The sequence below is a fragment of the Nocardia anaemiae NBRC 100462 genome, assembly GCF_001612725.1.
Classification (GTDB): Bacteria; Actinomycetota; Actinomycetes; order Mycobacteriales; family Mycobacteriaceae; genus Nocardia; species Nocardia anaemiae.
Genome location: NZ_BDAZ01000032.1, coordinates 54,848 through 72,201, shown reverse-complemented (window position 1 = coordinate 72,201; position 17,354 = coordinate 54,848). Strand labels below are relative to the sequence as shown.

Below are 17,354 nucleotides of genomic sequence, written 5' to 3'. Positions count from 1 at the left end.
GATCAGAACGGCCACGGCCACCAGCAGAATCTCGAAGAAGAGGACCACAACTGGAGTCTAACGAGTTGCGTCCCGCCCAGCACAACGGCCCCGTTGCTTCCCGGTTACCGGGAAACGACGGGGCCGTCGACGTGATTGCTTACTTGGCGACTGCCACATCCACGGCGTGGATGCCCGCGCCCTCCGGACGAACCTCGGCCGAGCCGTTGCCCGAGGAGGACAACGCCCGCACGGTCCACGCGCCCGGTGCCGCGAAGAAGCGGAAATCACCGGTGCCCGAGGCAACGACCTCGGCGGTGAAGTCACCGTTGCCGTCGAGCAGGCGCACGAACGCGCCGCCGACCGGCTGACCGTCGGTGCTCAGCACGCGGCCGGTGATGACGGTTTCCTTCTCGACATCCACTCCGGCCGGAATGGCCTGTCCCTGGGTAGGTGCTGCGCACATGTGATTACTCTCCCAACTCGATCGGTGCACCGACGAGCGAGCCGTATTCGGTCCAGCTGCCGTCGTAGTTCTTGACATTCTGGTGGCCAAGCAGCTCCTGCAGCACGAACCAGGTGTGCGAGGAGCGCTCACCGATGCGGCAGTAGGCGATGGTGTCCTTGGTTCCGTCCAGTCCGGCCTCGCCGTAGATCTCGGCCAGCTCGGCATCGGACTTGAAGGTGCCGTCCTCGTTCGCGGCCTTGCTCCACGGCACGTTGATGGCGCCGGGGATGTGGCCGGGGCGCTGGCTCTGCTCCTGCGGCAGGTGGGCCGGAGCCAGGATCTTGCCGGAGAACTCGTCGGGGGAGCGCACGTCGACCAGGTTCTTGGCGCCGATGGCGGCGATGACCTCATCGCGGAACGCGCGGATGGACAGGTCGGGGGCGGCGGCCTTGTACTGGGTGGCAGGACGGTTCACAGCGTCGCGGGACAGCGGACGGCCGTCGAGCTCCCACTTCTTGCGGCCGCCGTCGAGCAGCTTGACGTTGTTGTGGCCGTACAGCTTGAAGTACCAGTAGGCGTACGCGGCGAACCAGTTGTTGTTGCCGCCGTAGAGCACGACCTCGTCGTCGTTCGAGATTCCGCGCGCCGAGAGCAGATCGGAGAACTGCTCCTGGTTCACGAAGTCGCGACGAACCTGATCCTGCAGGTCCTTCTTCCAGTCGAGCCGAACGGCACCCTCGATGTGGCCGCCGTCGTAGGCGGAGGTGTCCTCATCGACCTCGACGAAGACGACGCCGGGGGCGTTGAGGTTCTCTTCGGCCCAGTCAACGGAGACCAGGACATCGGAGCGAGCCATGTTGTTCCTTTCGGGGTGGTGACTTGCAGTGTCAGTTCGCCGGGGACGGGTTCCGGCGGAGTCGGGCGACCAGCGGATAGATCTGGCAACCCAGGCAGATCCCGAACGCCGCATTCAAGAACGCCGCGAACAGGGCGAAGCCGGCGAACACCGCGCCGACGACGGTGGAGCCGACCAGGAAACCCAGCAGGCTGACGGCACTGAAGACCAGGCCGAGTAATTGGGCGAACCGCAGCGGTGCCACGGGTTCGGTTTCGAGGGTCGGACCCAGGCGCGGCGCGACGAACGCGGCGAAGATCCGGCCGTACGGATGCCGACGCGGCCCGTAGGCCGCGCCGATCGCGAACACCACCGCCTGGGCGGCGATGAGCACCGCGGCGACCGGAGTCGAAACGGCGGCGGCGAGCAGGACCAGAACGAGCACGCCGGTGGTGAGCCATGCGGCGAAGCGTGGCCCGCGCACGTCGACGACGGCGGGAATTCCGGTCTCAACGGTTGTGTTTCGGGAATTTGTGGACATTGTGCGTACTCCTGCGCTGAATTTCGCTGTTGGCGGGAAAAATGCCAGTTCGCCGGGGGATCAAGAGATCACTCGCACGACGGACGCAGGTCGGCATCAGGAATTCTGACGGAGCCGACCGCTCAGCCACACAGGCAGCAACAACCACCGAGGCGACACAGATCAACTGTGCGGCGTCGGGTGAGCATCAGCTCGTGGTTGGCTTGCACGCAGAGGAGTTTACCTGGTTCGGCCGGGGAATTGGACCCGGGGTTCGTCACAGTTGCTATGAACCCTTGTCACGCCCTGTTTTTCCACCGTTAGCGGCGATCCACCGGAAGAGTTATCCCACCGTCAGCGGTTCGAGTGCGGTGCGCAGGTCCGCGGATTTGGGAACGCCGGAGATCCGGAATCGTTCCCGCCCTTCGATATCGAAGACGAAGGTGGTCGGCAGCGAGAGCACATTCAGTTCCTTCGCCAGCGCGGGTTCGGCATCGATATCGACCTCGATATCCAGCGGCGGGCGCGGCGATCCGGACAATTCCTCGGTCACCCCGGCGACCACCCGGCGCACCGCGGCGCACGGTCCGCACCAGTCGGCGGAGAAGTGCAGCACCGCCGGGCCCGAGTTGTCGGCGCCGACCGAGGCCAGCAGATCGGTGCGCGCCGATTCGGCCTGTGCCTCGGTATCGCTCGCGCGCAACTTGCCGTCGCGGCGCCGCAGCAGCACCCCGACCGCCACCGCGGCAAGCACCACCACCAGCAGGATTGTGATTTCAATCATGGTCGCCGCAATCTGTCCAGGTCGATGGTCACGTTCTCCGCCTTGGCCTCGATGACGATCTGGCCGCCCTGTGCGGAGACCTTCGTCGGCCGCAGCCCGAACGGCAGTTCGTTCGTATCGATGGTGCGGGTGAACTGCTCGAGCACCTTGGGGCGCTCGGTATCGGTGACGACCGCGGTCGTCGTGGCATCACCCGTACCACGGTAGATGCTGGTCGCGATGATCTTCACCTGATCACCGTCGACAACGAGGTCTGCGGTCACACTCACATTGTCACCGCCGAGCGGTCCGCCCGGCTTGCTCGGCGTCTTGCCGGGCATGGTGCCGGTGAGCAGGAGCTGCCCACCGGTGGTCATGCCGGACCCGCCCGATCCGCCCGTTCCGTCGGATTTGTTCCCCGGTGCCGAATGTACTTGCAGGTCAGGGATTTTGAACAGCCTGCCGAGTTCGGTCGGCTCGAGCCGCATCTGTCCCTCGACCCGATCCACCGGCACCGCGCGCACGTTCCCGTCGGTGAGATCGCCGAGGGAAAGGTGGGCTCCGGTCAGCGTCGCACCGACCGAAATCTCACCGGGAATATCGGGGCGCATGACGCGCGCGCGGATATCGACGGTCTGGTAGCGGCCGTCGAGCGCCTGGGTGAGAAAGGGAAACCCATAGATGACCACATCGGGATCGGCGGTGAGATCGGCGCCGACACGCAGGGCACGCGACACGCGATACTCGGAGTAGGCGGCGGCGCCGAAATCGATGACTACCGCCAGTGCCGCGAGGCACAGCAGCCCGATGATCAGCTTGCGCATGCGGGCAACACTACTTGGCGGTGCGATTCGGGTATCGCACGTCCGGCGTCGAGGTGCCACACTAACCCCGGATGGCGAGGTCATCGGTGTTCACGCGCTAATCTTGCATCCGATTACCTGTGATTAGCGACGTGGCCCCGGCGGTGTGGCTGTTGTCCGGAGCTACTAGATGGGAGGAGAGCCTGTGGAGCTGCTCCTGCTGACCTCCGACCCCAACCCTGAGTCGGTACTGCCCGCACTGTCGCTGCTGGCGCACAGTGTGCGCCCGGCGCCGACCGAGGTGGCGTCCCTGCTCGAGGCGGGGACCGCCGATGTCGCGCTGGTGGACGCGCGCACCGACCTGGCGGCGGCCCGTGGCCTGTGCCGACTGCTCGGCAGCACCGGCTCGTCGGTGCCGGTGGTCGCCGTGCTGACCGAGGGCGGACTGGTCGCGGTCAATGCCGACTGGGGCCTGGACGACATCCTGCTGCCCGGCACCGGACCGGCCGAGCTGGACGCCCGGCTGCGCCTGCTGGTCGGCCGCAATGGCGGTGTCGCGAGCCCAGAGAACACCGGCAAGATCACCCTCGGCGAATTGGTGATCGATGAGGGCACCTATACCGCCCGGCTGCGCGGTCGCCCGCTGGATCTCACCTATAAGGAATTCGAACTCCTCAAATACCTCGCACAGCACGCGGGCCGGGTCTTCACCCGGGCCCAGCTGCTGCAGGAGGTGTGGGGTTACGACTTCTTCGGTGGCACCCGCACGGTCGACGTGCACGTGCGACGCCTGCGCGCCAAGCTCGGCAGCGAATACGAATCGCTGATCGGCACCGTCCGCAATGTCGGCTACAAGGCCGTCCGTCCAGCGCGCACCAACAAGGGCGACCACGTCACCTTCCACGACGACGAATCCGCCGAGGGCACCGACGACTCCCCACCCGTCACCGTCAACGGTTCCGTGCCGTAGCTGGTCGAGGACAGCCATGGCGGCGTTCGTCGAGAAGCCGCCACCAGTTCCACCTGATCTCGGTCGGATGGAATCGCGCGGGGGATTCGCGCGTTCCTCGCGGTACCGGATCGACGAGGGAGATGCTCATGGTTGATACGACACTGCGCTGGAGCACCGAGCTCGATGCCGAGGTGGCGCGGGCGGTGCGTGAGTTGCTCGAGCGAGTGAGTGCCGCCGACGGTGTCGCGCCGGTTTCCGAACAGGCCGTACTCTCGCTGGCCGCGGCAGATTCCGCGGCCGAACATCTGGTGGCGCTGCGTGACGGTGTCGTCGCCGGTTACGCGAATCTCGTTCCCGCACATGGCGAACACCCCGCAATGGCCGAGGTCGCCGTCGATCCGGCAGCGCGTGGCCGTGGCATCGGTGCCGAATTGGTCTCGGCCGCACTGGCGAAGGGCGGATCGGGTGCTCGGGTCTGGGCGCACGGAAATCGGCCCGCCGCGGCGGCGCTCGCGACCAGGCTCGGACTGCGTGTCGTACGGGAGTTGTGGCAGATGCGACGGTCGATGGCAACACCGGAGCTACCGGAGCTGGCGGTTCCGGAAGGTCTCGCGCTGCGGACCTATGAGGGCTCCGCCGACGATGCCGAACTATTGCGTGTCAATAACGCCGCCTTCGCCTGGCATCCGGAACAGGGTGGCTGGACCGATCGCGAGATCGCGGTCCGGCGTGCGGAGTCCTGGTTCGATCCGAAGGGGCTGTTCATAGCCGTGGATCCGGCCGATCCGGACCGCATCCTCGGATTTCATTGGACCAAGGTGCATTACGAGCAGACCCCGCCGGTCGGCGAGGTTTATGTAGTAGGCATCGACCCGGCCGCACAGGGTAGCGGACTCGGCCGCCTGCTTACCCTCGCGGGCCTGCGCTACCTGCGTGAACGCGGCCTGCCGGAGGTTCTGCTCTACACCGAGGCGGACAACACCGCGGCCGTGCGCACCTACACGCGACTCGGCTTCGCAGCGGCGCATATCGATGTCGCGTATTCGGCCGCCGACTGAATAACAGGCGGACCGCCGGGGTTACTCGAGTAACACTGGGGCAAATGTCACACACTAGGGACGCATTCGCGCCGGGGTGTTCACCCTCCGTTCACCCAGCTTGGTCCAACTGTCAACCGAGCGACCTTACGTTACATAAGGGCGGCACCGTTGCCGCCTGGTGCGCAAGTTCCCCGCGAACGGCACCACGAAACCCGCCCGGGCCGGTGAGGGACCGGGCGTGTCGAACGCGATTCCCCGGAGGAATAAGTGAACTTCAAGCGCAGCAGCGCCCTGATCGGTGTGCTGGCCGCCGTCGCCATGCCCCTGGCCGCCTGTGGCAGTGACGACAACACCTCTGCCACCGGCGATTCCGGCGCCAAGGTCGACGTCGCCTGCGGCGGTAAGAAGGCCCTGAAGGCCAGCGGTTCCTCGGCCCAGAAGAACGCCATGGACCGCTTCGTCGCCGCCTACGAGGCGAACTGCAGCGGCTCCACACTGAACTACACCTCCAGCGGTTCCGGCGCTGGCGTCAACGAATTCCTCGGCGGCCAAACCGATTTCGCCGGGTCCGACTCGCCGCTGAGCGAGAAGAAGGGTGAGCCCGCCAAGGCACAGGAACGCTGCGGCGCCCCGGCGTGGAACCTGCCGACCGTCTTCGGCCCGATCGCCATCACCTACAACATCGACGGCGTGAGCGATCTGGTGCTCGACGGCCCGACCGCCGCCAAGGTGTTCAACGGCGCCATCGCCACCTGGGACGCCCCGGAGATCAAGGCGCTGAACCCGACCGCCAAGCTGCCCTCGGACAAGATCTCGGTGATCTTCCGCAGCGATGAGTCGGGCACCACCGACAACTTCCAGCTCTACCTGGACGCCGCCGCCGACGGCGCGTGGGGCAAGGGCGCGGGCAAGACCTTCAACGGCGGTATCGGTGAGGGCGCCAAGGGCAATGAGGGCACCTCGGCCGCCATCAAGAGCACCAAGAACTCGATCACCTACAACGAGTGGTCCTTCGCCAAGGCGCAGAACCTGTCCATCGCGCAGATCGTCACCTCGGCATCCAAGGACCCGGTCAAGCTGACCCCGGAGTCCGCGGCCAAGGCCGTCGACAGCGTGAAGATCAAGGGCGAGGGCAACGACCTGGTGCTCGACACCTCCTCGTTCTACAAGCCGACCGCGGCCGGTGCGTACCCGATCATCCTGCCGACCTACGAGATCGTCTGCTCGAAGTACGCCGACGCCGATACCGCCAAGGCGGTCAAGGCATTCCTGACCTCGGCCGTCAACAACGGCCAGAAGGGTCTGGACACCGCGGGCTACGTCGCGATCCCGGACAAGTTCAAGACCAAGCTGACCACCGCGATCAACGCCATCAACTGATAGCCGCAACGCCATGACCGTGCACCCTGAGGTGTCCGCCGCGGACCAGTCGGACTCGACTGGTCCGTTGGCGGCTGGAGATACTGCCCCTATGTCGAGTGAACCGAGCACCGAACCGGACTCACCGAAAGATCCGGCCGCGACACCGGCCAGGAAAGGCCACAACCAAGGGGCCGAGGTCGTCTTCCGGTCGCTTGCCACCGCAGCGGGTGCCACGGTCGTGGCGGCCATCGCACTGATCGCCCTATTCCTACTGATCCGGGCGTGGCCCTCGATCATGGCGAACGAGGCGAACTTCTTCACCAGTAGCGAGTTCAACACCACCAATGCCGACCACCTGCGGTTCGGTATCCGTGACCTGCTCATGGTCACGGTGCTGAGCTCGATACTGGCGCTGACCATCGCGGTGCCCATCGGTGTGGGCATCGCGCTGTTCCTGACGCACTATTCGCCGAAGCCGATGGCGCGTCCGTTCGCGATGCTGGTCGATCTGCTGGCAGCGGTGCCGTCGATCGTGTTCGGTCTGTGGGGCTTCCTGGTGCTCGCGCCGAAGCTCGAGCCCGTGGAGACATTCCTCAACGAAAAGCTGGGCTGGTTCTTCCTTTTCGCCGACGGCAATGTGTCGATCTCCGGTGGCGGCACCGTCTTCACCGCGGGCGTGGTGCTCGCGGTGATGATCCTGCCGATCATCACCTCGGTCTCGCGTGAGGTCTTCAACCTGACGCCTGTCTCGCACATCGAGGCCGCGCAGGCGCTCGGCGCGACCAAATGGGAAATGGTGCGAATGACGGTGCTGCCCTACGGCCGCAGCGGTGTGATCGCCGGATCCATGCTCGGCCTCGGCCGTGCGCTCGGTGAGACGATCGCGGTGTTGGTCATCCTGCGTACCTCGGCGCAGGCCGGACACTGGTCGCTGTTCGACGGCGGCTACACCTTCGCCTCCAAAATCGCCGCCGCCGCTTCGGAATTCAGTCAGCCGCTGCCGACCGGTGCCTATATCGCGGCGGGCTTCGTGCTGTTCGCACTGACCTTCATCGTCAATGCGCTGGCGCGGCTCGTATCCGGTGGAAGGGTGAACGGGTAATGACCACAACGACTCTCGACAAGCCGGTCAAGGCGCCCACCTTCCGGCATGTGAGCACCGGGCGACGAATCAAGAACAACATCGCCACCGCGGTGGTCTGGCTCTGCTTCGCGATCGCACTCGTGCCGCTGATCTGGGTGCTGTTCATGGTGATATCGAAGGGCCTGGAGTCCGTCGTCTCGCCGGACTGGTGGCAGAAATCGCAGAAGGGCATCCTGCCTGACCAGTCCGGCGGCGGTGTGTACCACGCGATTTACGGCACCATCGTGCAGACCGTCGTCGCCGCGATCATCGCGGTGCCGCTGGGCATCATGGCCGCGGTGTACCTGGTCGAATACGGCCGTGGCGTGCTGGCCAAGGTGACCACCTTCATGGTGGACATCCTCGCGGGCGTGCCGTCCATCGTCGCGGCCCTGTTCATCTTCGCACTGTGGATCGCGACATTCGGCTTCCCGCAGAGCTCCTTCGCGGTATCGCTGGCGCTGGTACTGCTGATGCTGCCGGTGGTTATCCGCAGCACCGAGGAAATGCTGAAGCTGGTTCCCGACGAGTTGCGTGAGGCCTCCTACGCACTCGGAATTCCCAAGTGGAAGACCATCGTTCGGATCGTAGTGCCGACCGCGGCGCCGGGCATGATCAGCGGCATCCTGCTCGCGCTCGCCCGCGTCATGGGTGAGACCGCGCCGGTGCTGGTGCTGGTCGGCTACAGCAAGTCGATCAACACCAATCTCTTCGACGGCAATATGGCCTCGCTGCCGCTGTTGATCTACCAAGAGTTGGCGAATCCGGAGCCTGCGGGCCGGGCGCGGGTGTGGGGTGCGGCGCTGACACTGATCCTGCTGATCGCCCTGCTGTACGCGGCGGCCGCGGTCGTCAACAAGCTGCTCACGCGGAACCGATAGAAGCGAACGGAAAAATGGCCAAGCGGATCGACGTCAAAGACCTGAATATCTACTACGGCAAATTCCATGCGGTTGCCGATGTCAAGCTGTCGGTACTGCCGCGCAGCGTGACCGCCTTCATCGGCCCGTCGGGTTGCGGCAAGTCCACCGTGCTGCGTTCGCTCAACCGGATGCACGAGGTGACCCCGAATGCCCGCGTCGAGGGCGGGGTGCTGCTGGACGGCGAGGACATCTACGGCTCCACCGTCGATCCCGTCGGCGTGCGTCGCACCATCGGCATGGTGTTCCAGCGCCCGAATCCGTTCCCCACCATGTCGATTCGCGACAATGTGGTGGCCGGACTGAAGCTGCAGGGTGTGCGCAACAAGAAGGAGCTCGACGAGGTCGCCGAGCGTTCGTTGCGCGGCGCCAACCTGTGGAACGAGGTCAAGGACCGGCTGGACAAGCCGGGCGGCGGCCTCTCCGGCGGTCAGCAGCAGCGCCTGTGCATCGCACGCGCCATCGCGGTATCGCCCGATGTGCTGCTGATGGACGAGCCGTGTTCGGCGCTGGACCCGATCTCCACCCTGGCGATCGAAGACCTGATCACCGAGCTGAAGAAGGAATTCACCATCGTCATCGTGACGCACAATATGCAGCAGGCCGCGCGCGTGAGCGATCAGACCGGGTTCTTCAACCTGGAGGCGCAGGGCAAGCCGGGCAAGCTGATCGAGATCGACGATACCGAGAAGATCTTCTCCAACCCGGGTCAGAAGGCGACGGAGGACTACATCTCCGGTCGCTTCGGATAGCAGAATTACGAAAGGCCCGCCAAGCGCGGGCCTTTATTTCCAGCCGACTCAACTGATTTCGTGAGTACCTGGGTAACTCGCGGGGACGGGCTGACACGATCCGCTCGTACCGTCGGTCCGCCGATGTCATCTTCAGGCACATGAGTCTGGCGCCTGAAGGTGCGGGAGACGGGAAAGCCCGCATAAGCAATGCGGGCCTTCATTGTTGTCCAGCAACCGGAACTACAGCTCCGCGTCGGGATCCGGCGGCAGCTCACCGGTGACCAGGAAAATCACCCGGCGGCCGATCTCCACGGCATGGTCGGCGAAGCGCTCGTAGTAGCGCCCGAGCAGCGTCACATCGACGGCCGCCGCGACGCCGTACTTCCAGTCCCGGTCCATCAGCAGCGTGAACAGGTGACGGTGCAGATCGTCCATCGCCTCGTCGTCCTCGTTGAGCTGTGCGGCGCGCTGCGGATCGCGGGACTCGAGCACCTCCCTGGCACCGGCGCCCATATTCACCGCGATCCGGCCCATTTCCGCGAAGTAGCCGTTCACCGCTTCGGGTAGCGCGTGGTTGGGGTGACGCCGCCGGGTCACCTTGGCGACGTGCAGCGCCAGCGCGCCCATCCGGTTGACGTCCTGGACGATCTGGATCGCGCTCACTACCTGCCGCAGATCACCCGCCACCGGCGCCTGCAGCGCAAGCAGGGCAAACGCCTTCTCCTCGGCATCGGTGATCATTTCGGCGATCCGGTCGCCCTCGCTGATCACCGATTCAGCCAGAGTGAGATCGGCCTGGAGCAGCGACTGGGTGGCCCGTTCCATTGCCGAACCCGCCAGTCCGGCCATCTCGCCCAGCAGGTGGGCGAGGTCGGCCATTTGCTCGTTGTAGATGACACGCATGAAAAGAGACACTAATGCCAGGTGCTGACCTAGTCACCAACACAGGGTTAATGGGGGGTGCCGCACGATTGCGACGGTGTTGCCCCAGCTAGCGCCCGCCCCTACTTGCAGGTTTCATCCGCGGCGTTGACGTGCTCCAGGTCCGAGGGCAGTGTGACCGGTTCCGCACTCGACACGGTGACGGACACATTCTGGATCGGGTCGCCGACCGGCGTGGGGGTGCGGACGGTCGGATTATCGGCACCGATCACCACCTCGACGATGCCGCCGAGCGAGTTCGCCTGTTCCATGGTCGCCCCGGGAATGGAACTGGCCACCGTGGCCGCCTCGGCCTCGTGGCCGGGCCCGAAGCGCACCTTGGTGGCGACCTCGGAATTTCCGCCGGAGTAATTGCCGGTGTTGTAGATCTGGAAGCCCTGGTTGCCGAGCTTGGTCGCCGCCTTATTGGCCGCACCCGGCGTCTCCGACCCATTGGAGACCAGCAGCGATACCGAACTCGGATCGACCGCCGTCAGCTTCGGCGGCGCGGGCTGGGACGACGGGATCGAACCCGGGGCCGGGGTGGACTTCTTCTCGCCGGGCAGCGGCTGGTCATCGATGATGGCGCGGAAGATCGCCTTGATATCCGAATCGCGGGGGATCTCGTTGCCGTATGAGGTGGTACCCGCGGTGGGGATGGTCAGGAAGGTGACCGCGCCCGCGTCGACCTTCTGCAGCGAACGACCGAGGGTCAGCAGGTCGGTCGGCTGCACCTTGTCGACGAAGGTATGGCTGGTGAACGCGGAGATGAAGCCGTTCAACTTGCCCGGATCGAAGAGCACCCGGCTCGACAGCGCGCCGCGCAGCAGCGAGGCCAGGAAGCGCTGTTGCCGGTTGATCCGGTCGTAGTCGCTGCGTTCCTCGCCGTAGACGTGCCTGGCGCGCACATAGTTGAGCGCGGTCTCGCCGTTGATGTGCTGGCGGCCCGGATTTTCCAGCACGGTGCCGAGGATGCCGTCGATGATCGGCTTCGGCGTACAGACATCGACACCGCCGACCTGATCGACCATGGCCTCGAATCCGGCGAAGTCGATGCCGATGAAGTGTCCGATGCTCAGACCCGTCATCTTGCGGATCACGTTGACAAGACACTTCGGTCCGGCGAGCGCGTACACGGCATTGAGCTTGTCGCCCATGGCCGCGGGGAAGACCTCGTTGGTGTACTCGGCCTTGTCGTTGTCCCAGCCGTTGCACTGCGGACGGCTGACATCGAGGTCGCGGGGGAACGAGACCACCACGACGCGCGAGCGGTTCTTGGGGATGTTCACCAGCATGACCGTGTCGGCCCGGGAGCCCTCGGCATCGTCCAGTGTGCCCGCGCCGACCTGACCGTTGACCCCCGCGCGGGTGTCGGTGCCCACGAGCAGGTAGTTCTCGTCGCCCAGCTGGGCGCCGGAATCGAGGACGTCTTCCGGGTGGTCGTCGAGCGCGGAGACCTGGGTGAAGCCATTGGCGGTCGAGCGTAGATAACTCCAGCCGCCGCCGGTGACCAGCAGTGCGACCACCGCGCAGATTGTCAGCCCGGCCCGGCCCGCGACTTGCAGCCGCTTATTGCGGCGCTGCCGACTCGCGGCGAGCCGGGACAGGCCGACGCGGGTGGACGCGGCCGCGGTTTTCGGGGCGTCCGGATCGGTGGTCGGCCAGCCATTGGCACGCTTCTTCGGGCGCGGGGCTTCCTCGACCGGGGGTATTACGTCGGTGACGACCTCGGGTGGCTCTTTCCCGGAAACCGTTGATGCGCGGCGTTTTCCGGTGCGCGCGGTTGTCGGGGTGCCCGCGATGTCGTCGACGACCGGAGAGGACGCGGAACGGCTCGCAGCTGGGGTGGCCGTGGTGCGGGGTGCGTCGGCTTTGCGTGCGGCGGGGGTGCTGGAGGTGCGGGGTGCGTCGGCCTTGCGTCCGGCCGCGGTGCTCGACGTGCGAGGCGCCGCGTCGTTGCGTCCGGTGGGCATGGCCGAGGTGCGCGGCGCGTCGGCTTTGCGCGCGGCCGGGTTGCTCGAGGTACGAGGTGCGTCGGCTTTGCGTCCGGCTGGCATGGCCGAGGTGCGCGGCGGCGCGTCCGCTTGGCGCGCGGATGCGGCGCTCGATTTGCGCGGCGGGGTATCGGCTTGACGTTCGGGCGGCGTCGGCGCGGCCCGGTTCGCGTGCGTGGGCGGTGCGTCCGGTGTCGTGGACCGCCGTCTGCGCCCGCTGCGTTCGTTGTCGACCTTCTGGACCAGGTCCTGAACCGTCAGCGGTGCCGAGCTGGAGTCGGGATCGTTATGTCGGGCTCTGCGGGACGACCGTGCACCGTCGCGTTCGGTGTAATCCGCCGTGGGATAGCGCTCCCACGGGGCGCGACCTCCGGGCCGTGGCGACTGCCCGTGCCGATCGTCACCCACCAACGAACCTCGCTTTTCGTCTTCGCTGCCGTTTCGGCCGCTTTCGACCGGCATGACCGATTCCGCCAATGATAACGATTCCGCCACGGCGAGCCAGTCCAGTGCGAAATCGACGGGCCGATGTTCCGTTGCGAATCAGAATGTGCGCTGGTCGGAGGGCTTCTGACACTCGGGTCACAGTGCGATTGCACTGACCGATCAGCCGCCGCTGTGCATCAGATCCGCGCCCGCGGGCACGGCCGGATCATCGGGATCATCGAGCCAGCCGTGCGGCAGCGCCACCTTGCCCGGCGACCCCTGGCGTCCACGTGGGCCCTCGGCGTCGCGGGGGAACGGCGCGGTCGGGTCGAGTTCGCCGATGAGATCCTGCAATTGCGTGAGGCTCGACACGGTGGCGAAGGACCGGCGCAGGTCCGCGCCGACCGGGAAGCCCATCAGATACCAGGCCATATGTTTGCGCAGATCGCGCATGGCCTTGTCCTCGCCGAGGTGTTCGGCGAGCAGGGCGCCGTGCCGATACAGCACCTCGCCGACGCGTCCGAGATTCGGTGCCTCGGGCAGTGCTTCGCCGCGCAGTGCCGCCTGCAATTCGGCGAACAGCCACGGACGGCCGAGGCAGCCGCGGCCGACAACGACTCCGTCGCAACCGGTTTCGTCCATCATCCGCACCGCGTCGGCGGCGGAAAAGATATCGCCGTTGCCGAGCACCGGAATGGTGGTGACGGCCTCCTTGAGTCGAGCGATCGCCGTCCAGTCGGCCTGGCCCGAATACCGCTGTGCGGCGGTGCGGGCATGCAGTGCGACGGCCTTGGCGCCCTCGGCCTCGGCGATGCGGCCCGCGTCCAAGTAGGTGAGGTGCTCGTCGTCGATGCCGATGCGGAACTTCACCGTCACCGGGACACCGGCCGGTTCGGCGCCGGAAACCATCGCCTTGACGATCTTGCTGAACAGCGCGCGCTTGTACGGCAGTGCCGCACCGCCACCCAGTCGTGTGACCTTCGGCACCGGGCAGCCGAGGTTGAGATCGATGTGGTCGGCCCAGCCCTCGCCGACAATGATCCGCACGGCCTCGCCGAGTGTGGCCGGATCCACACCGTAGAGCTGCATCGAGCGCGGATGCTCGTCCTCGTCGAACGACATCATGTGCAGCGTCTTCTCATTGCGTTCGACCACCGCCCGCGCGGTGATCATCTCGCACACATAGATCGACGTGGAGCTGCCGAACTCCCGGCACAACTTCCGAAACGCCAGGTTGGTGATGCCCGCCATCGGCGCGAGCACCACCGCCGGATCGACCGGATACGGTCCGATCCGCAGCGTGCTCTCGGCCTCAGCAGTAATCGTCACGCCCACCAGTGTCTCATTCGCTCCCGGGACGGCCCCAAGCTGTGGGGCCGACGTGCGCTGATTCACTCCGGCGAATCAATGCCGCGCTGTCCGATGTGCGCTGGCGCATGTGGGGTGTTCGGCTTTGGCCGGGCGTAGGCGTGCTCGACGATCAAGGCGCTCAATTGGCCGCGAATCATGGGCAGGCCATCGCGAGCGGCGGCAATGGCCAGGCGGCATGGTGGAGAACGGAATCGTTGCGGCCGATCTGCGCGCTTATTGGTCGCGCAGTCTGCGGTGGTAGATCTCGCGTACGGCGGGGTCGGCTTGGGCGTAAGCCGTTGTCGCTCCAGTGAATTCGGCGACGAGCAGCTGGGCGCGGTAGGGCAGTAGCTGGGCCGACTTGATAATGGCGGCGAGCCTGCGGGGGACGGTGGTCAGTGGCTTGTTCGTTCGTACCGATTGCACGATCGCCTGTGCGACATCCTCCGGGTCAACCGTGGTCAGCGGCGTAATCCAGTTCGGCATATTGGCACCGGCCGACAGTTCGGTGCGGACGATGCCGGGCAGCACCGCGCCGACGTGGACACCGTGCTCCTTCATCTCGAGGTGCAGCGCCGAGGTGAATCCGACCACGGCGTGTTTGGTCGCGCAGTAGGTGGCCAGACCGGGAAAGCCCTGTGTCCCAGCCAAAGACGCGATATTGATCAGATGCCCGCTACCGCGGTCCCTGAAGCGTTGGACGGCAAGCCGGGAACCGTGGATCACCCCGTTCAGGTTTATGTCGATGATCCGATCGGTCATCGCCTCGTCCTCGTCAACGAACAGACCAGTCGGCATGATGCCCGCATTATTGACGAGCACATCCACTGGCCCGAACTCGCTGTCCACGGTGTCGAGGAAGGCGGCGAACGAGGCGCGATCGGTGACATTGAGCGGTAGGCCGACGATCTTGGCTTCCGGGTCCGCACCCAACTCCGCCGCCGTCTTGGCCACCAGTTCGACATCGATATCGCCGATCGCGACCGCGGCGCCCGCGGTGAGAAATGCCTCGGCGGTGGCGCGACCGATGCCGCGCGCCCCGCCAGTGATCGCGACAACCTTGCCGGTGAGCGTCCCATCGCCCTTCGATGTGCTGGACATGTCCTCGGCCTCCTACGGTCCTATGAGCTTTGGCCGGTCGGCGCAGCGCACTGTCGGCGGCCAGTCGCACCGCCTGGTTCGGCGGCAATACCTTCAGTGTCGAGGTTTTCGGCCGGATCGTCGGCGGATTCGGCATAGGCCGCGAGCTGCCCGGCTCATCTCGTGCGCCGAGGGCGCGACAGCCTTCTCAGACGCTCTCAGTAGCCTGTTACTCGCGGGTATACCCCGTGACCACCAGACTCATCGGAGAGGGCCAATGACGGAACGGATCGAAGGCGCCGGATCGGGTGCGGACCGCGACTCCGGCGCGGAGCTGGCCAAGGCGACCGAGGCGAAGGCATCCGATACCCGGGCGGGCACGTCCGGGCGACCGTCGGACCGGCGGCCGGGCACCCTGTCGATTCGCGTATCCACCGTGGTCGTCGGCGCGGTTATCGGCGCGTTGGTGATCGCGGTCGCCGTACTGAGCGGCTTTCTCGTCTCGGCCCGCGGCGATCTCGCCGATCGAAACGATCGGGAAGCCGCGGATAAGAAGGCCGAGCAGGTGGGCACCGAATACGCGGTTGGTGCGGCCACCGTCAATTATCAGGACATACCGTCCTGGGTGGCCAAGCTGAAGGCGAATACCGTTCCGCAGCTTGCGAATAAGTTCGATGCGACCGCGCCCAAGCTCGAACAGATTCTGGTTCCGCTGAAGTGGACCTCCACCGCCGCGCCGATTACCGCAAAGGTGATGTCGGAGCAAGGCGGAATCTACAAGGTCGATGTGTTCGTAAATGTGAGTTCGACGAATGCGCAGAGTCCGGAGGGCGCGCAGACAACGGTGACCTACAACGTCACTCTGGATAAGAACACGGATTGGAAGATCACCGATGTCGGCGGTGTCGACGGCGCGTTGCCGGTCAAGTAGCGCCGCAACGAGTTTCGACGGTTGAAGCTATAAGTTCGCAACCGAGATCGGCGTTGCCGAACATAAACGCGCCGCCGCCGGATTTCTCCGGCGGCGGCGCGTTTACGTTTTGCGGAGGCGAGATCAGCCAGCGATTCCGGCGAGCTCGCGCTTCTTCGCCTCACGGGCGAGCATGCGATCGCGCTGCTCTTCGAACTTGACGACATCCTGGCTCAGCTTCTCCAGGAACAGGCCGAGCCGCTCGCGCACGGCCTCGCCGCGTGCGGTGAAATCGGTGCGCTCGAAGATGTTCCACTTCTTCAGCACCGGCTGCACCACGTCTTCGAGGTGCTGGCGCAGATCGTAGATGCCGTGCTTGGCCATCAGCACGCCGTTGCGGCGGAAGTTGGGCATACCGGCACCGGGCATCTGGAAGTTCTCCAGGATCAGCGTGATCGCCTCGAGTGCCTGGTCGGGGGACAGATCCAGGGCCGCGCCGCACATGTTGCGGTAGAAGATCATGTGCAGGTTCTCGTCGGCGGCGACGCGCTGCAGCATACGGTCGGCGATCGGGTCGTCACAGACCCTGCCGGTGTTGCGGTGGCTGACCCGGGTGGCCAGCTCCTGGAAGGTGACGTACGCAACCGAGTGCAGGAAGCCCGCATCGGCCTCGGTCGGCGAAGCGAATCCGTTGGTCATGTGGATCATGCGCGCCTCTTCGAGCGCCACGGGATCGACGCCACGGGTCACCACGAGGTAGTCGCGCATGACGATGCCGTGGCGGTTCTCCTCGGCGGTCCAGCGGCCCACCCAGGTGCCCCAGGCACCGTCCTGCGAGAAGTTCTCGGCGATCTCGCGGTGGTAGGAGGGCAGATTGTCCTCGGTGAGCAGGTTCGTGATCATGGCCGCCTTCGCGACCTCGCTCAATCGGGACTGCTCAGGGTCCCAGTCGACCCCGCCGAGTGCCGCGAAGTTGCGGCCCTCATCCCACGGGACATAGTCGTGCGGATGCCATTCCTTTGCCAGGGAGAGGTGCCGGTTGACGTTTTCTTCGGCAACCGGCTCCAACTCCGTGAGCAGCTCGAGTTGAGTCAGATCCCTTGCCATATACAAGCCCTTCATGTGTGTGCGTCTTGCTGGTCAGTTCCCCGGGGTAGACCGTGTGCCGATGCGGCCATACCTTACGGCACCGTA

Annotated in this window: 17 protein-coding genes; 7 read left to right on the top strand and 10 right to left on the bottom strand. The window is 65.7% G+C overall.

Features of this window, described 5'->3' with window-relative positions; all coding sequences use genetic code 11:
- Positions 1-139 precede the first annotated feature (139 nt).
- The 5 genes from NA5_RS20235 to NA5_RS20215 all read right to left on the bottom strand — a co-directional run bounded on the left by NA5_RS20235 (position 140) and on the right by NA5_RS20215 (position 3,369).
- Positions 140-445: a DUF1416 domain-containing protein gene (locus NA5_RS20235; protein ID WP_062988334.1), complete on the bottom strand. Its 306-nt coding sequence runs from the start codon at positions 443-445 to the stop codon at positions 140-142.
- A 4-nt stretch (positions 446-449) separates the two neighbouring features.
- The gene (locus NA5_RS20230) at positions 450-1,283 is read right to left on the bottom strand and encodes a sulfurtransferase (RefSeq protein ID WP_062988332.1); all 834 of its coding nucleotides are present in this window, start codon (positions 1,281-1,283) and stop codon (positions 450-452) included.
- 31 nt (positions 1,284-1,314) lie between these two features.
- On the bottom strand, positions 1,315-1,803 hold the full coding sequence (locus tag NA5_RS20225; RefSeq protein ID WP_062988330.1) for a DUF4395 domain-containing protein: 489 nt from the start codon (positions 1,801-1,803) through the stop codon (positions 1,315-1,317).
- A 322-nt stretch (positions 1,804-2,125) separates the two neighbouring features.
- Positions 2,126-2,566 carry a thioredoxin family protein gene (locus NA5_RS20220; RefSeq protein WP_062988328.1) on the bottom strand — a complete coding sequence of 147 codons (441 nt, stop codon included), beginning with the start codon at positions 2,564-2,566 and terminating at the stop codon, positions 2,126-2,128.
- The gene (locus tag NA5_RS20215; RefSeq protein WP_062988326.1) at positions 2,563-3,369 is read right to left on the bottom strand and encodes an LmeA family phospholipid-binding protein; all 807 of its coding nucleotides are present in this window, start codon (positions 3,367-3,369) and stop codon (positions 2,563-2,565) included. Before NA5_RS20215 ends, NA5_RS20220 begins: the two co-directional genes overlap by 4 nt.
- A gap of 184 nt (positions 3,370-3,553) precedes the next feature.
- Here NA5_RS20215 and NA5_RS20210 point away from each other — a divergent pair, with 184 nt between their 5' ends.
- From NA5_RS20210 to pstB, 6 genes are all read left to right on the top strand, one after another.
- On the top strand, positions 3,554-4,318 hold the full coding sequence (locus NA5_RS20210) for a winged helix-turn-helix transcriptional regulator (protein ID WP_062988324.1): 765 nt from the start codon (positions 3,554-3,556) through the stop codon (positions 4,316-4,318).
- A 128-nt stretch (positions 4,319-4,446) separates the two neighbouring features.
- Complete coding sequence (gene mshD, locus NA5_RS20205) at positions 4,447-5,358, top strand: mycothiol synthase (protein ID WP_062988435.1); 912 nt, start codon at positions 4,447-4,449, stop codon at positions 5,356-5,358.
- 249 nt (positions 5,359-5,607) lie between these two features.
- Positions 5,608-6,720 carry a phosphate ABC transporter substrate-binding protein PstS gene (gene pstS / locus NA5_RS20200; protein ID WP_157110535.1) on the top strand — a complete coding sequence of 371 codons (1,113 nt, stop codon included), beginning with the start codon at positions 5,608-5,610 and terminating at the stop codon, positions 6,718-6,720.
- A 91-nt stretch (positions 6,721-6,811) separates the two neighbouring features.
- Positions 6,812-7,804, top strand: a complete 993-nt coding sequence (gene pstC / locus NA5_RS20195; RefSeq protein WP_062988322.1) for a phosphate ABC transporter permease subunit PstC — start codon at positions 6,812-6,814, stop codon at positions 7,802-7,804.
- Positions 7,804-8,706 carry a phosphate ABC transporter permease PstA gene (gene pstA / locus NA5_RS20190; RefSeq protein WP_062988321.1) on the top strand — a complete coding sequence of 301 codons (903 nt, stop codon included), beginning with the start codon at positions 7,804-7,806 and terminating at the stop codon, positions 8,704-8,706. The genes pstC and pstA overlap by 1 nt, the downstream gene beginning before the upstream one ends.
- A 14-nt stretch (positions 8,707-8,720) precedes the next feature.
- Positions 8,721-9,497 (top strand): phosphate ABC transporter ATP-binding protein PstB, encoded by a 777-nt coding sequence (pstB, locus tag NA5_RS20185; RefSeq protein ID WP_062988319.1) that lies wholly within the window; start codon positions 8,721-8,723, stop codon positions 9,495-9,497.
- Between the two features lie 222 nt (positions 9,498-9,719).
- On the opposite strand, the gene phoU is transcribed toward pstB, so the two are convergent.
- The 4 genes from phoU to NA5_RS20165 all read right to left on the bottom strand — a co-directional run bounded on the left by phoU (position 9,720) and on the right by NA5_RS20165 (position 15,271).
- On the bottom strand, positions 9,720-10,382 hold the full coding sequence (gene phoU / locus NA5_RS20180; RefSeq protein ID WP_062988317.1) for a phosphate signaling complex protein PhoU: 663 nt from the start codon (positions 10,380-10,382) through the stop codon (positions 9,720-9,722).
- A gap of 101 nt (positions 10,383-10,483) precedes the next feature.
- On the bottom strand, positions 10,484-12,802 hold the full coding sequence (locus NA5_RS20175; protein WP_062988431.1) for an LCP family glycopolymer transferase: 2,319 nt from the start codon (positions 12,800-12,802) through the stop codon (positions 10,484-10,486).
- A 198-nt stretch (positions 12,803-13,000) separates the two neighbouring features.
- A complete protein-coding gene (dusB, locus tag NA5_RS20170) occupies positions 13,001-14,149 on the bottom strand; it encodes a tRNA dihydrouridine synthase DusB (RefSeq protein WP_084484277.1) in 1,149 nt (382 codons plus the stop codon).
- 255 nt (positions 14,150-14,404) lie between these two features.
- Entirely contained in the window at positions 14,405-15,271 is an 867-nt protein-coding gene (locus NA5_RS20165; protein WP_062988315.1) for an SDR family oxidoreductase, read from the bottom strand.
- Positions 15,272-15,527: 256 nt separating this feature from the next.
- Here NA5_RS20165 and NA5_RS20160 point away from each other — a divergent pair, with 256 nt between their 5' ends.
- Positions 15,528-16,181 carry a hypothetical protein gene (locus tag NA5_RS20160; RefSeq protein ID WP_084484276.1) on the top strand — a complete coding sequence of 218 codons (654 nt, stop codon included), beginning with the start codon at positions 15,528-15,530 and terminating at the stop codon, positions 16,179-16,181.
- A 123-nt stretch (positions 16,182-16,304) separates the two neighbouring features.
- On the opposite strand, the gene NA5_RS20155 is transcribed toward NA5_RS20160, so the two are convergent.
- Positions 16,305-17,267, bottom strand: coding sequence for an acyl-ACP desaturase (locus NA5_RS20155; RefSeq protein WP_062988425.1), 963 nt, complete (start codon positions 17,265-17,267; stop codon positions 16,305-16,307).
- Positions 17,268-17,354 lie beyond the last annotated feature (87 nt).

Excerpts from the sequence above, each read along its gene's own strand:
- NA5_RS20160 (WP_084484276.1), top strand. The coding sequence starts at position 15,528 with ATGACGGAACGGATCGAAGGCGCCGGATCGGGTGCGGACCGCGACTCC.
- NA5_RS20215 (WP_062988326.1), bottom strand. The coding sequence starts at position 3,369 with ATGCGCAAGCTGATCATCGGGCTGCTGTGCCTCGCGGCACTGGCGGTA.
- NA5_RS20225 (WP_062988330.1), bottom strand. The coding sequence starts at position 1,803 with ATGTCCACAAATTCCCGAAACACAACCGTTGAGACCGGAATTCCCGCC.
- NA5_RS20155 (WP_062988425.1), bottom strand. The coding sequence starts at position 17,267 with ATGGCAAGGGATCTGACTCAACTCGAGCTGCTCACGGAGTTGGAGCCG.
- pstC (WP_062988322.1), top strand. The coding sequence starts at position 6,812 with ATGTCGAGTGAACCGAGCACCGAACCGGACTCACCGAAAGATCCGGCC.
- NA5_RS20235 (WP_062988334.1), bottom strand. The coding sequence starts at position 445 with ATGTGCGCAGCACCTACCCAGGGACAGGCCATTCCGGCCGGAGTGGAT.
- pstA (WP_062988321.1), top strand. The coding sequence starts at position 7,804 with ATGACCACAACGACTCTCGACAAGCCGGTCAAGGCGCCCACCTTCCGG.
- mshD (WP_062988435.1), top strand. The coding sequence starts at position 4,447 with ATGGTTGATACGACACTGCGCTGGAGCACCGAGCTCGATGCCGAGGTG.
- NA5_RS20165 (WP_062988315.1), bottom strand. The coding sequence starts at position 15,271 with ATGTCCAGCACATCGAAGGGCGATGGGACGCTCACCGGCAAGGTTGTC.
- pstB (WP_062988319.1), top strand. The coding sequence starts at position 8,721 with ATGGCCAAGCGGATCGACGTCAAAGACCTGAATATCTACTACGGCAAA.
- phoU (WP_062988317.1), bottom strand. The coding sequence starts at position 10,382 with ATGCGTGTCATCTACAACGAGCAAATGGCCGACCTCGCCCACCTGCTG.
- NA5_RS20230 (WP_062988332.1), bottom strand. The coding sequence starts at position 1,283 with ATGGCTCGCTCCGATGTCCTGGTCTCCGTTGACTGGGCCGAAGAGAAC.
- NA5_RS20220 (WP_062988328.1), bottom strand. The coding sequence starts at position 2,566 with ATGATTGAAATCACAATCCTGCTGGTGGTGGTGCTTGCCGCGGTGGCG.